At 56.6% G+C, this 14,859-nt stretch carries 4 protein-coding genes and 3 pseudogenes; 2 read left to right on the forward strand and 5 right to left on the reverse strand.

Going from position 1 to position 14,859, the window contains the following annotated elements; all coding sequences use genetic code 11:
- Positions 1 to 971 precede the first annotated feature (971 nt).
- Positions 972 to 1,669, forward strand: a pseudogene (locus ACPOL_RS31035) (IS6 family transposase); the annotation flags it as partial.
- Between the two features lie 461 nt (positions 1,670 to 2,130).
- Positions 2,131 to 5,388, forward strand: coding sequence for a DUF7948 domain-containing protein (locus ACPOL_RS31040; protein WP_114211248.1), 3,258 nt, complete (start codon positions 2,131 to 2,133; stop codon positions 5,386 to 5,388).
- Positions 5,389 to 5,670: 282 nt separating this feature from the next.
- Here ACPOL_RS31040 and ACPOL_RS31050 read toward each other — a convergent pair.
- From ACPOL_RS31050 to ACPOL_RS31070, 5 genes and pseudogenes are all read right to left on the reverse strand, one after another.
- A pseudogene (locus ACPOL_RS31050) lies at positions 5,671 to 6,066 on the reverse strand (recombinase family protein); the annotation flags it as partial.
- A 62-nt stretch (positions 6,067 to 6,128) separates the two neighbouring features.
- Positions 6,129 to 6,896, reverse strand: a complete 768-nt coding sequence (locus ACPOL_RS31055) for an IS6 family transposase (protein ID WP_114211250.1) — start codon at positions 6,894 to 6,896, stop codon at positions 6,129 to 6,131.
- Positions 6,897 to 7,235: 339 nt separating this feature from the next.
- Positions 7,236 to 8,251, reverse strand: a pseudogene (locus ACPOL_RS31060) (sensor domain-containing diguanylate cyclase).
- A 142-nt stretch (positions 8,252 to 8,393) separates the two neighbouring features.
- On the reverse strand, positions 8,394 to 9,731 hold the full coding sequence (locus ACPOL_RS31065) for a DUF1501 domain-containing protein (protein WP_114211251.1): 1,338 nt from the start codon (positions 9,729 to 9,731) through the stop codon (positions 8,394 to 8,396).
- 84 nt (positions 9,732 to 9,815) lie between these two features.
- Entirely contained in the window at positions 9,816 to 13,583 is a 3,768-nt protein-coding gene (locus ACPOL_RS31070) for a DUF1800 family protein (RefSeq protein WP_114211252.1), read from the reverse strand.
- Positions 13,584 to 14,859: the final 1,276 nt, after the last annotated feature.

A 14,859-nucleotide genomic window follows, 5' to 3' on the forward strand; every position in this document is an offset into this window, starting at 1 on the left:
AAGGCGTCGAGAAATTGAAGATGGAGGAGCTCCACGCCGCAGAGTCCGACGGATTCCACCTGAAGGCCGGAGACCTTCTCTTAAAGAAGGAAGGCGAATATGGGAACCCAAAAGTTAAGGTCTATATGATTTCAAAGCTGGTATTTCGTCCAGACCAATCACCCATAATATACGGGAGACAGCGCTTAAAGGACGGGATATCCTTCCACTCGACGCAGACAGTCCTGTGTTTCCGCGCCGACGAGGTACCGACGGCAATCGGGCATGTTGATTACTGGCAGCAGCTTGCCCAGGCGACACCTCAGATTCACCGAGGCAGCTGGATCAAGCCCGCAGTAGCACGTTCGCCCTACCTGGTGTACAAGCCTCTTCCACAGATGAGTAATTCAGCTCAGCGATAACGGTATGTGGTGTCGAGGCTGCCAATGTCGAACCACGCCAAGCATCTCTACGTGTGCGAAGTGGCAAAGTTTCTTGTCTCGGATCCATCCTAAGCGCGCCCTGAAGTCCGCATGACTTCTTCACCTTCGCAAGCTCGGCAGGCAGGGGAAGGTCGGGATCGCCCGAGCCGAAGAAGACCGCCGTTCCTCCAAGACCGCCGTCATAGTTCATCTCCATCCCAGAGGTCCTGGGTAAGCCTGGGTTACGTGTCAACGTACCCAGACTTGTTCCAGGTAGAGCTGCTTCCTGACTTGAATTGGCTAGTCTTGTCCGGTCAAAGTCGGTCAGGGGCGGGAAAAGTTCGGTACTGTCCCAGAAACATGTTGAGAGGGTAAAGAACATTCAATCATGGCGCTTGGCTTGGCCTCGTCCGCCCTTGTCACTATAAATCCGCTTCAGGGTTTACTCGTGCAAACTCCACTCCATAGCTGCTCACCGAGCGTGTCTGGAGCCACGACGCTCCACTCTCCACCTGAGCCGGAATAACTTATGGGATGGCATCGTCAACTTAATGGGTGTGAGAAGCTGAGGTGGTGAGCAGCGCCGAGCGGTATCATCGTCATCGTTTTCCGATCGAAGTAGTGGAGCACTGCGTCTGGCTGTATTACCGCTTCTGCCTGAGCTACCGCAATATCGAAGAGATGATGGCTGTTCGCGGTGTTCGAGTGACGTATGAGACGGTTCGGGAATGGTGCCGGAAGTTTGGCGCCCTCTATGCGGCGCAGCTTCGAAAGAGTCGCCCTCGCATCGGTTCAAAGTGGTATCTGGATGAAGTCTTCCTCAAAATGAACGGCGTTCAGCATTATCTATGGCGGGGTGTGGATCAGAACGGCGTCACTATCGACATCCTGGTACAGCCGAAGCGGGATCGCTGGGCCGCACTGCGCTTCTTTCGCAAGCTACTGCACTCCGCAGGAGGTGTTCCCCGCGTCATCGTCACGGACAAACTTCGAAGCTATGCTGCAGCGAAAAAGCTAATCTTCCTGAGATAGAACACCGGCAGAGCCGCTATCTGAACAATCGGTGTGAGAACTCCCATCAGCCCACACGCACACGAGAAAGACAGATGAAACGCTTCCAGAACCCTGAACAGGCACAACGTTTTCTTTCCAGCTTCGAATCGATCAACGCTCTATTCCGCCTTCGCCGACATTTACTCTCAGCAGCTAGCTATCGACGTCGCCTCACCCATGCACTTCAACTCTGGCGTGCTACCGTCCTTGCCGTTGTAAGACTCGGCACCCCCACGACAAATAATTCCACAAAGAAGCAACGCAGTATTGTCATACCGACATCGGTCGCCCAGTCCTCTTCGCAGACGCTGACCGAACGATCTCGATCAAATCTACAACTTTCGTGGTAAAGACAGTTTTGCGGTTGTCGAATATAAGTGTGGTCATGCGTTAGCCCTTTGTACCTCGCACGGAACACCAATGGTACGCTAAGTTGCTCTCCAGGTTCGTCAGATTACCGGCAGCGTGACAGATCTCGCTGCTAGGCCTCACGCGATCACTGCACCAACGATTCACCTGACTCCGCCCTCAACACGGTCGGCATTGTTTGGTCGTTGGGATAGGGACACGAAATGACCTGCCAATCCTCCCCATCCTTAACCCTAACCTTTGGCGAAAGCAACCAGCAGCCGTTTCCGAAAGATGACGGCACTCCCTCATCCCAAGAGGAGCAACCATGAAGAGCTTCCTGCCCGTCGCACTTTCCTTATTGGCCATGAGCCCAATGGTCGTCAATGCTCAAGAACTTAACCCCTCGGTCGCAGCCGCGAACCAGAACCTCGCGCCCTCGAAGCTTGTCTCTCCAATGAAGGCCGTGTCGCCCGCGATCACAGCCGCATACGGCAAGCTGCCGCTAAGCTTTGAAGCGAACCAAGGCCAGAGCGATCCGCAGGTGAAGTTCCTCTCCCGCGGACAAGGCTATTCACTTTTCCTAACCGACACCTCCGCAGTGTTATCGCTTTCGAAGGGCATACCTTCGCAGCCGAAGACCAGTGCAATGGCCGGCAACGCTGCTCATCAAAGACCCGCCAAGATCAAGACGGATGTCGTGCGCATGGAGCTTGCTGGCGCAGCGCGCGGCATGCAGGTGAGCGGGGCCGACCCTCTGCCCGGCAAAGCCAACTACTTACTCGGCAAAGACTCATCGCAGTGGCACTCGAATGTGCCCACTTATGCCAAGGTGAAGTACAGCAACGTCTATCCCGGCATTGACCTGGTTTATTACGGCAACCAGCGGCAGTTGGAGTATGACTTCGTCGTCGCGCCCAATGCCGACCCGAATCAGGCACGGCTGCACTTCGCCGGAGCCGGCAAACTAAAGCTGAATAGCGGCGGCGACCTTGAAATCATCGTCGAGGACGGCGAAATAGCCTTCCATAAACCGGTCATCTATCAGATGAAGGATGGGGAGCGTCAGCCGGTTGAAGGCAGCTTCCAGCTGATGGCGAAGAACAGTGTAGGGTTCCGGTTAGCGAGCTATGACCATAGCCGAGAGTTGGTGGTGGATCCGATTTTGGCCTACTCCACCTACTTGGGCGGAACTGGCAATCCGAATCTCGCATACGACTCTGTCGCGGGCGTTGGTGTAGACGCGGCTGGCAATGCGTACATAGCAGGTTATACGATCTCCACTGACTTCCCGGTGACCACCGGCGCTATTTCTTCTAATCCGGATCACCACTCATCGGCCCCACGTGGCTACGTGACTGAGTTCGACCCGACGCTCTCCACTTTGGTCTACTCCACCTACTTTGGTGGGGACCAGACTCACCCAGGTGGAGGAGACACTTACCCAGCTGCACTCTTTGTAGACGGCAGCGGCGCCGTCTATCTCACCGGCATGACCTATAACTCCCACTTTCCCGCTACCCGCGGACCTTTCGGGGTCATCAACAGCCAGGAGAATGCATTCGTCACCAAACTGGCCCCGGGCGGGTCGGCGCTGGTGTATTCCTTCCTCATTGCAAGCTCTCTTCCGGGCCCAACAGCGATCACCGTCGACCGCTACGGAAGCGCATACTTAACCGGAGGCGTCAACGCTTTTTATGATCCGCAAGCGAACGGCACCTACCCGACGCCCCCCGGAGCTTACCAGGCATCAAGCACAGCCACGGTAGACACCGGCTATGCCTTTGTCACCAAGATAAATCCCGAGGGAACCGCCTTCGACTACTCGACTTACCTTGGCGGACCATCGATTCCTGACATCCTCCCCCCTCCGGAAACAACTGGGCTTGCCATCGCCGTTAACGACGCCGGCGAAGCCTATGTGGCTGGAAGAACGGGCTTCGTGAGTTTCCCCACCACTCCGGGCGCGTTCCAATCGGTCAATAAAACCACTGCAACGTCCGGTGGGTCGAATGGGTTTATTGCCAAGCTGAATGCTGCCGGTAGCGGACTCATCTATTCGACCTACCTGGGAGGCGCCTCCTCCGCGGGCCCGTACTATGGCGACGAAATCACCTCCATCGCGCTGGACCACGAAGGCGAAGCCTATGTCGCCGGTCAAGCGTCATCGCTCGACTTTCCGACGACCGCCGGCGCTTATCAGAGGGACACAAGTGGACCCCAGTTCTACGCCGGCTTCATCAGCAAGATGAATCCGACCGGTACTGCTCTGGTGTACTCCACTTACCTAGGGGGAACGACCATCCAGGATGTTGCCCCTCAGCAGGGCACGACCATTGCTGGTCTGGCCATCGACGAATCGAAACATGTATTCATAACTGGGGCAACCTCGTCCAATAACTTTCCTGTGACCCCAGATGCCTTTCAGAGGACGACCAACGTCCTACCGGGCTCCTGGGACGCGAATAACGCGTTCTTCGCCGAGCTAAATGCCACCGGGTCGTCCCTGCTCTACTCCACTTATCTCGGCGGGCACCCTCCCCCACAGGACGTACCGTCGGGTGACGCTGCAGCCGGCATCGCCCTCGACGGTAGCGGACATGCTTTTATCGTGGGCCTGGCATCTTCCGTGGACTTCCCCGTCACCTCGAAGGCGCATCAGCAAGAGAATAATGCTGGAGAAACTCTTCACTATGCCGGCCAGGTCAACGATTTTGTAACCAGGTTCGATCTCGGGGCAATGCCAGCCGCTTCCGCGACTCTCACCGGGGTCTACGTCGACGACGGTAGCTTTCAATACGAAGGAGGGCTGCCCCTGACGTTCACTGCCGTGGTTAGGCCCTACGATGGGTACAGTATTCCGACCGGAACGGTAGACTTCATGGTCGATGGGGTGATGGTGAAGAGCGTTCCGCTAGGATTTGGCGGCTTTGCCGTGTACAACGAAAATGACCTGAGCCTAGTTACCCATATCGTCACAGCGAGATATGAGGGAAGCGCCCTGAATGACCCATCCACTAGCGATCTCACGACAGTGAGTGTCGATGGCGGCGCGGCGCCCCCCACCTATCCTCAGCCTGGAGGCACCTACAACCGCCCGGTAAAGGTGGCAATTGAAAGCGCCACTTCGGAGGCCACTATCCACTACACAACCGACGGAACCTTTCCGACCGTGGCCTCGGCGAAGTACGTCGGGCCGATCACCATCTCCGCCACCAGGACTGTTCACGCTATTGCGGTGAAGAGCGGTTTCACCAGCGCGTCTACGGCCGCGATCTATACCATCGTTCCGTCCGCCATCCCCACCAAGACTGCAATTACCTCTGATGTGAACCCGTCTGCGTTCAACGAAAGGGTGACGTTTACTGCTAGGGTGACCGCATCTTCCGGAGCGACCCCGACGGGTACGGTGATGTTCAAGGATGGCAGCCAACTGCTGGGCACGGCCCCACTGGTTAAGGGGGTAGCCAAATTCACCATCCCCACTTCCCTCACGTTATACGGACACACCATCTCGGCGCTCTATACCGGGAGCGCCACCAATGTCGAAAGCGGAGCGAGCCTCACCCAGGTAGTTGTTCCGTGACCCGTCGGAGGAAAAGATGGCGATGGAACCGCCTTGGAAAACGCTGCGCGTTTCCCACTTTCCCTCCGCACGGCTGCGGCTGGGTTTTCTCTGAAAAGAGATCCGTCTTCAAGCCTGTTGCCCGGCGCCCGTCCCGATCCAGAACCACTTCGCGCAACCCGCCGTAATACTCTTCGTCCTGGCGTTTCATCGAGTAGCATGACGAGCATAGTCCGAGAGCGAGGATCTCCGAGCGCCCACATGGACAGAAGATTCCTCGCTGTTTCATGGGCCGCTTATGCTTCATGCTTCCCTGCCCCGACCGAAGTACATATAGACCGTGTTTCTTGACACTCCCAGCTCTTTCGCGAGCTTCGTCTTCGACTCGCCCGCCGAGATTCGGTGGAGAAGAACGGTGGCCTGTGCCGCCGTCAGGATCCTCTTGCGGCCATGGTAAGCACCTCGTTTCTTTGCGAGGACGATCCCCTCTCTCTGGCGCTCCTTGATCAGCTCCCTTTCAAACTCCGCAATCGCGCCCATCACGCTCAGGAGCAGGTTCGCCATCGGGGAGTCTTCCCCCGTGAATGTCAGGCTCTCCTTCACAAAGCAAACCTTGACGCCCTTGGCGGTTAGCTTTTTCACAAGCAGCCGCAGATCATCAAGGTTCCGAGCAAGCCTGTCCATCGAGTGACAGAAAACGGCTCTTTTGCAAGATTGAAGTCATGGGCGGAAAGAGTCTGAGGCGTTTTCACATCCGTAGGTCAAGCAGTTTGAACTAGAAGTCTTTCATCGATGAGCGCTACCGCCTCTGCAAGAGCACAAGGGCCAATGCCGAAAGCGCGTTCGACGATGCGTGCCTCACCCAAGATGTCACGCGTGAGATTGAAGACTGCCGCCTGACCCTTCCGTAAAGCACGCATCACCTCAAAACCTTTGATCGTCGCATAGGCAGTCTTCAGCGTCTTGAAGCCCCGCACTGGACGGATGAGTTGTTTCAGCTTGCCATGATCGGCCTCGATGACGTTGTTCAAGTACTTGACCTGTCGATGCATCGTTGTCTGGGGACATTTGCCTTCGGCCTTCAGTTCTGCAATCGCAATACCATAGGCCGGCGCTTTATCCGTGTTGATGACCTCCGGCTTCTCCAAGCCCTTCAAGCTGCGTAATGCCTTGCCAAGGAAGCGTTTTGCCGCTTGGGCGTTCCGTGTTGGGGAGAGATAGAAGTCGATCGTCTCCCCATGCTTGCCGAGCGCCCGGTATAGGTAGGTCCATCGACCGCGAACTTTTACGTACGTTTCGTCGACTCGCCAGCTCGTCGATTGCGGGCGTCGCCACTGCCAGCGCAGCCGCTTCTCCATCTCAGGCGCATATCTTTGAACCCAGCGGTAGATCGTGGAATGATCAACGCTCACGCCGCGTTCGCCCATCATCTGCTTGATATCCCGATAACTGATGCCATAGCGACAGTACCAACGCACCGCCCAAAGGATGACCGCTCCTTCAAATTGACGCCATTTGAAATCTGACATGTCTCGCTCCGCTCGCCTTCAGCTCATTCTCACGACACATCCCCAACTTTGCAACAGAGCCCATGGAACTCCGCGATCTCCTTTCAGACGCTGAATACTTAGGTCGCAACAAGAATCCACGCCAAAGCGCGAATCCGCTACGCTACGTCGCGTCGCCGGGTCTTAACGGAAACTCGAGGTGATTTGCAAGAGCTTGTAAACCTAACGGTGGAGTTCTGTGGCACCGATAGTGGCCGGAGGATGAAGGATTTGGCGCACGCGAGCTGAGGCTCGTCCTCATCGGAGGCGATTACAGATGGGCTGGCGCGAGCTCTCGATGTCGATCCCTCATAGCCGCCGCTACTCCGGCACTAGTGGGAATTGACACAACAGCTGCACTCCGGCACAATAACTGCAATTTCGTCCTGCTTGTTTGGCGTCATACATCGCTTGGTCAGCCGTGGCCAGCCAATGTTGTACAGAAACCGTTTGAGGATTAAGGGGGCGATCCCAAAGCTAGCGGTGACCTGAATGAACGGATCGTGTTGAACTGGAACGGACTGGAGGTGCAAGCGCAAACGCTCCGCCGTTTCACCCGCCTGTGTGATGCTTGTTTCCTGCAGGAGGATCCCGAATTCTTCGCCTCCTAATCTGCCCAAGATGTCACCATGTCTTAGCTGGCTTGCGAGCTCTCGAGAGGCGGTTTGGAGAACGAGATCACCCGTCGGGTGGCCATAAACGTCATTCACTCGCTTGAAGTCATCGAGGTCTAACAAGAGGAGGGCAGCGGGACGTCCCCATCGCCTGTATCTCGATAGAATTTTCTCCATTTCGAGCGTAAAGCCCCGCCGCGTTACTGCCCCGGTGAGGTGATCTGTCTCGGCGATCCGCCGCAATTCGAGTTCATTCCCTGCAAGAGTTGCGAAGCTCTTCAGGATTTCGATCTCATTCGGGCTATAGCTTCGAGGAACGACGTCTATGACGCAGAGTGAACCTACGTTATAGCCGTCGGGGGTCGATAGAGGAAAACCAAGGTAGCTCCGAATGAAAGGGTCACCGGTTACGAGAGGGTTTGCTAGAAAGCGCGTATCCAGCTTTGCATCCGGAACACACAAAGGCTCTCGTTCCATGATTGTGTGAGTGCAAAAGGATTCATCACGCCGGGTTTCAGAAACCGATAGACCTACACAGGACTTGAACCACTGTCTGTCGGCGTCAATAAGCGACACGTTGCATATTGGGACTTTCAACACCCTTTTGACTAGGGCCGTGATACGGTCGAAGGCAGGCTCTCTCGGAGTGTCCAGAACCTCATAGCGGCGAAGGGCTGCGAGCCGTCCTGCTTCGTCTTGTAGTTTCGCCTCCGCCGAGCTCACGTTGTCATCCTCTTGTTGTGCAAATGTTCGATCTTGTTCGATTCGATCGATGACCGCTATACGAGCTTTATGCGCTCAGGAGGGCTGCATGAACAGCCACAAATTCGCACCTACTCTCATAGTTCTTTCTGGCAATAGGGATCTAACCCACGAAGCCGAGATTGGCTTTGGGGAAATTGCCAATGTTGGGAAAGATGTTGGCTAGCTCAGCGGCCGGTACGCCGAACCAGGAAGCCAGTGTGGCGGCGTACTGCACGGAGGCCGTGGTGGGGACCCACCGTCCGTTGCTGCCGGAGTCGTCCGGGCCGCCGAGAGCTAGCGTGGGCATGGTTCCGTAGACCTTTCCGCCTTTCACAGCGCCGCCAAGCACGAAGAGATTGCTTCCCCAGGCGTGATCGCTGCCGTTATTTCCATTGGGTTGATAGGCGCGGTTGAAGTCCGACATGGTGAACGTCGTCACTTGGTTCGCCACTCCCAGTTCCTGGGTGGCCGCGTAGAAAGCTCCGATCGCTGGGCTGATCATGGCGAGCAGGCTGCTCTGGACGGAGAGCTGGGCGGCATGGGTGTCAAAGTTGCCTACACCGGCAAAGAAGATCTGCCGGTTGATGCCCAGTGACGGTCCGATCTTAATCATCTGCGCAATCTGTTGAAGCTGCGATCCGAGCGCTCCGTCGTTCGGAAATTTCGTCTGGAGAGTAACCGATTGCAGGGCAGTGGCCAGAATGCCGTCATATTTGTAGGCATTGGCGGTGATGTCGTTGTCGGCCTGGACGAGCGAAACGCCGCTCTCAAAGGTGAGGATCTGTTGGGCTGTCGCCTGCCTGCTTTGGCAGGTCGATGACGACTCCGAGCACTTACCCGCTTGGACGCTTCCCGGAATGACCGCCACCGGCGAAGTGGATGCGCCATCGCAGAACAACGTGTCCCCGTCACAGGAGGTGACCATCGGAACTTGCCCATTCGGATTGTAGATGGGGGTCATGTAGTCGGCGATGCGGCCGGCCCAGCCGGTGGGCGTCGCCCCCGACTGAGGATAGTTCTGCCACTGCAATTGCTGGTCGGGATGCGAGAACAGGCTGCTCGGGGCAAGCGACTGTGAGGCCAGGTATTGGGCGCGGGTCAGCGGCTGCACCAGGGTGCCGACGTTGGCTACGATCGCGGCCTTTCCGTTATTGAAGAGCGACTGGATATCGGGCAGATTCGGATTGAGGGCGTAGTTCGGCAGGGGCGTCAGCGGCAGCAGCGTGTTCTGGGCAAGCGCCAGGGGGCCGCGAATTTTCGCATAGCTGGCATAGTCGGCGGTGTCGAAGGGGATGATGGTATTGTTGGCGTCATTTCCCCCGAACAGGAAGATGCAGACGAGCGCCTTGTAGTCGGAGGAGCCTTGAGCGAAAGCGTTCATCATGCCGAAGGGACGTAAGCCGGCGGCGTGTCCGGCGGCTGCTAACGATGCGGTGCGAATAAAGCTGCGACGATTCATGGTCGTAATTCCTCTCTGGATGAAGCACAATTCGGACTGCTGCTGCCCGGCCGTGGAAGGCACGAGCAGCAGGACTGATGCGGGTTAGTGGGAGACCTTGTACTGCGACGCGGTGATGACCAGGTAGACAGCCAGCCTGACGCGTTGCCCTAAATCGGTCACCGAGCTGACTTCGCTGATGATCGATGCGCGGATATTCGGATCCATCTCCGCATGCATGAAGAGGGTGCCGAGAGCATCGACCAGAACCGAGGGGGTGGACGCCATCTGTCCCCAAGAACTGGTGGCGCTCAGGTCCACATTGAAGCTGACGAACTTGTTCATCATCAGCCTGTCGGCCAGAGTGAGCAGGGTGGCGACACTGGCGGTGTTCTCGATCCCGAACTCCGGCGCGTTCAAGGTGGTTCCCGGAATCACGTAGCTGGGCGAGAAGAAATTGAAGACGCTCGACGCGGCAAACGGCCGTTCCCCAAGCGGCACCAGATAGGTGGACAACTGATCGTAATAGTCGTGGGGGTCGACATTCGTGACGCTCAGGCCGCGCATGACCGCCGTCAGCCAGAGAATCGGCTCGCGCAGTTTCCCTACGTCGGCGGAAGCATCCGTGTCCCCGGCCCTGGCTTCAGGATCGGTAAAGATAGCGTTCAACACCGCGGTCATATCTCCGCGGACGCCATTGCCGTCGTTGGTAAACACCGAAGCCACGCGGGAGACATAGCCGGGGCTCGGCATGCTGGTGACCAGGTGTTGAATGAGCTGCTTGGAGACGAAAGGAGGAACGTTGGGATGGTTGAAGACGTTGGTGATCGCGTCCTGCACGTCGTGCTCCGCCGTCTGGCCGGCAGACAAGGTAGTCCCTTTGTACGACGTGGGATCCGTATCGTTCAACAGTGTCTTGGGATTCGTATCATGGTCGGCCTCGACGGCCACCATGGGATGAAAGTAGTTGGGTACCCCGATCAAGGAAGACGGAGTGGAACCATCCGCGTTGGCATAAGTCCAGCCGGTATAGGCCCGGGCAAAGGCCTCCACCTGGGCTTCCGTATAAGCAGGGATGGGATTCCCCTTGCCGTCCAGCTGCAGGGTGCCATCCTGATTCAGAAGGTAGATTCCCATGTTGAATAACTGCATGAACTCCCGCGCGTAGTTCTCGTCGGCTATCTCAGTTCCGGTCGGCGAGTGGCTGTCCAGCATGTCCAGGTAAATGCCCATGGCCGGCGACAACGTCACGTCGGTCATGATCTGGTGCCAGTTAGTGAAGGAATCTTTAGCCAGCATGTTGATGTATGGAGTGACCCCGACTCCGGTAATCGGAAAAGCCGAGATCACATACAGTTCGCTGAGCGCGAAAGCCACCCTCTGCCGGAGCTGATCATTGCCAGTCAGTCCTGCCTTATACCATTCGGACTCCGTGCAGTAGATCGCCGCACTGCAATAGGAAGGATGGTTTGCATACACCGGCGCCAACACCGTCTGCGGAGCCTTGAACTGTTCTGACAGCCAGGCCTCGATCCCCTCTTGTTGAACATGCTGGATCAGCGAGTCTGTTGGTCCAAATGTCGTCTGATCGAGGATCCGGGCAGCTGCCCTGACCCCCAGCGAGGCCGAGATCGACTCCAGATAGAAGAGGCTTGTTCCACCCCCGGGTGCGGGATTTCGAGCCGTGATCGAGAGATTTTCGGTCTCATTCGCCGCTACCGTCACTTCTGCAACCACCGATGTCGCCGACTGATAGGTCGTCGGCACGGGGGTGTTGTTCACCAGGACCACCGTGCTTGGGACAAATCCGGTACCGGTGAAGGTGATGGCCGTCGACTTTCCTGCTGGTGTCAACGACGGATTGGAGCCCTCGATCACCGCGACAGGATTGATGACATCCAGGCGATAGCTCGCCTTGATCGTCGAGTTTGAAGCCAATACAGCCGTGATGGTCACCGCTCTATTGGTTGGAAGCGTCGCCGGCGCGGTATAAACCCCGCTGCTCGAGATAGAGCCGGCTCCAGATACGCTCCAAGTCACAGTCTCCTGGGCCGAACCGTTCACATTGGAAACCATGGTGACCTTCGTGCGCAGCTCGGCCGTGCCGGTATTGGTTCCGTTGGCATCGGTGGCTGTGAGAGTGATAGAACTTGGCGCAACCGATTCGGTGAAAGTGTTTCCCGTGCCCCCTCCAGGTGTCGGGTTTCGAACCTGTAGGTCGAGCGTTCCCGTCGCAGTTGACGATACCGGCACTTTCATCGTCGCTGCGTTGTAGGTGACATACGAGATAGGAAGTGAAGCCCCATTGAAGAGCACTATCGTGCCAGGAACGAATCCGGATCCTGCTAAGGTGATTTGCTGCGTTCCGCCACTCAATAGGTGGGCCGGGCTAGCCGAGACGACCGCCGGAATGGGATTGGTCACATCAAGCGTATAGGTCGTAGCCAATGCTGGGTAGGAAGACATGTAGGCCGTGATTTTCACGCCGGTGCTGAGAGAACCGGAAGATAGAGGTGTGTAAGTCGCATATTGGCCAGTATCGCCGGAAGGCACGAGCTTACCCGGACCTTGCAACTTCCAGCTAATTGAACCGTACTGAGAATTCGCTACGGTCGCTGTCAAGCGGACCGGCACGCCCAGTCGCGCCGTTCCAGTATCTTTTCCATCTGGATTGCTTGCAGTAATGTGCAAGGTCGAGAGTCCCGACTGCAAAGCTGCTCCCAGGCCGCCGCCAGGAGTGGGGTTCTTCGCCTGCAACGACAGAGTGCCCGATGCCGAGGCAGGCAGTGACAACTGAACGACCACGGAAGTGGCCGACTTATAAGTTGTGCTCGCAACTGTACCGACGTTCGAGATAACCGCAGTCCCTGGAACAAAGCCCTGGCCGGTGAGCGTCACTGAAGTTGTCGCACCAACTGGCACATTCAGCGGGCTCATGTTTTCGATTACCGGTCTCGGATTCACCAGGGTAAGGTGATAGGAGCTTGATACCGCTGAATTGGAACTCAGAGTTGCTCTCACTACAACGGCTGTACTGCCCAGCATCGTCGCGGGCGGCGTGTAGACGCCACTGCTGGAGATCTTTCCGGTTCCGGTCACACTCCAGTCGATGGTTTTGGCGACGGATCCGGTCACGACCGCAGCCATGTTGACGTTCACGCCTAGTCTGGCTGTTCCGGTGTTAGTGCCGTCCACATCCGTGGCTGTAAGTGCGATCGTTGTGGGTTGAACGGGCTGATCGTAGCTTGCCCCCGCACCTCCTCCGGGTGTTGGATTCGTAGCCTTCAAAAGTAGGGATCCGCTCGCCTTGCCCGGAACCGGAAGCGTGACCGATAGATCGTTCCAGTCCTTATAAGCCGTCTTTAAGGCAATCCCGTTGGCGCTCACCATCGTTCCCGAAACAAACCCCGCGCCCCTTACATTGGTGTTGGTGTAGGTGAATCCCGCCTCTGCCTGAGGAATGGCTGTCGAAGAGATCGTTGGCACCGGATAGATCAGCGACACCACATAGGAGTGCGTCACCGAAGGCGCTGCATGCAGGTAAGCCTTTATAGTTACGCTCCGGCTTGATGGCATGGCCAGTGGTGGAGTGTATCTAGCGCTATTGTTGGTTAAAGCGGAAACACTGCCTTCGCCGACAACACTCCACTTAACCACTTGATCAGGTCCCGCAGAGACCTTTGCTGTCAGGCTCACGGGCGTGTTGAGGCGGGCACTCCCCGTATCCGTCCCGTCCGAATTCGTCCCGGTGATCTCAATGGTCTGCTGACCTTGTGAATAAGCTGAGCTTAGTGCCACTACGACCACAGTGGTAATGACAATCTGCTTCTTCACTATATAAGTAAGAGTAGATAACACTTTATCCGTGAACATGGTGATACACCTAATCTCTCTAACTTGTTATGAAGCACGCGTCAGCGCTGCGCCCCACAGGAACAGCGCAGCTGATGCACGCTCATAGCTGAGTTTGGAGTATGTTAACTAGCGAGATGGACGGGGCTATGTACAAACGATCACATGACTGTGTGATCTCCCGCTAACTTCGTTTAGCCATCTTCACTAACTAGTATGATGCTTTGCCATAGCCTCGTCCGGCCGCTATCTCACGGATGTTGGTACTAAGGTACCATTGGCCAACGCCACGTTCACTTATCCTCGAGCAATCGCACATTCTGTCTCGAAGCTTTGTGCTCACCGTAAGTTCGTTCAGAGGCTAGAGTGACCGTAGGCCCCCTTAAACCTTGGCTTTTACGTCGCAAGTGTCCCGACTTCGGCACAGTGCGCTTGTCCTGTCTGGCAGGCAGGGCAGATCGATCGCCTGAAATCTGTTCATTGTCGAGTTGGCCGATGCCTTCTTCGGATCAGCTCAGAATATTGAAGACAGGTCGACAGTTACATCCGTTGGTATTGAGCGGGGCTGAACGATACTGCGGAGCATCGAGGAGGTGCTTGTTTGCGTCGTTGCCTAAAGTGCCAAGCAGCGATTTGCAAAATCATCGACCCAGAGCCAATTGGTCGGTATTTCCTGGCAACGTGATGGGGCTGATCCGGAGCTTCCCCTTCCGCGAGGGCCCGCATTTAGAGCGCTCGAAGTAAACTGGCGAGAAAGTCGGTGTGCATGTAGGGTGCGGAGGCAATGAAGCTTTGGGACCGCGGGGGCCGCGCTTCATGAGAAAAGAATTGGGGGGAATTGATTGTCACAAATCATATTGCCATCTCGTGCGTCAGGACAAACGCATTCCTTGCTGTGGCATCGAGGAGTCTCAGTCGTGGCTTACGTCTTTGCTAATGCACATGACGGCCGTTGAGGGGTAGGTAGGCTGACGCGGCTAGCCGTACGTAACGTCCGCATATCCGAGCGGCCGACCCGGAATCGACAAGCGTCATCAGCTTACCTACGAGCACCATATTAGCACCGCTCAGAGCGGGTTGTGAGCTTATGTAGCTTAAAGCACTAGAGATGTGAGTCGGGTGCAACACGGAGGTAACTGCCTCGGACAAGATCGGACACCTCGCCCCAATCCACGGCTGGTCGATCTAAGCGAAGACCGACCCAGCCATTCAACGCTACGCTGGTAGGGGTGAACCACGGCGAGTGGGCGCTTAGTGTGAGCCTCGGCGTATTTCCAGAACGTGGCCTGCAACACAC

This window comes from Acidisarcina polymorpha (assembly GCF_003330725.1).
GTDB lineage: Bacteria > Acidobacteriota > Terriglobia > Terriglobales > Acidobacteriaceae > Acidisarcina > Acidisarcina polymorpha.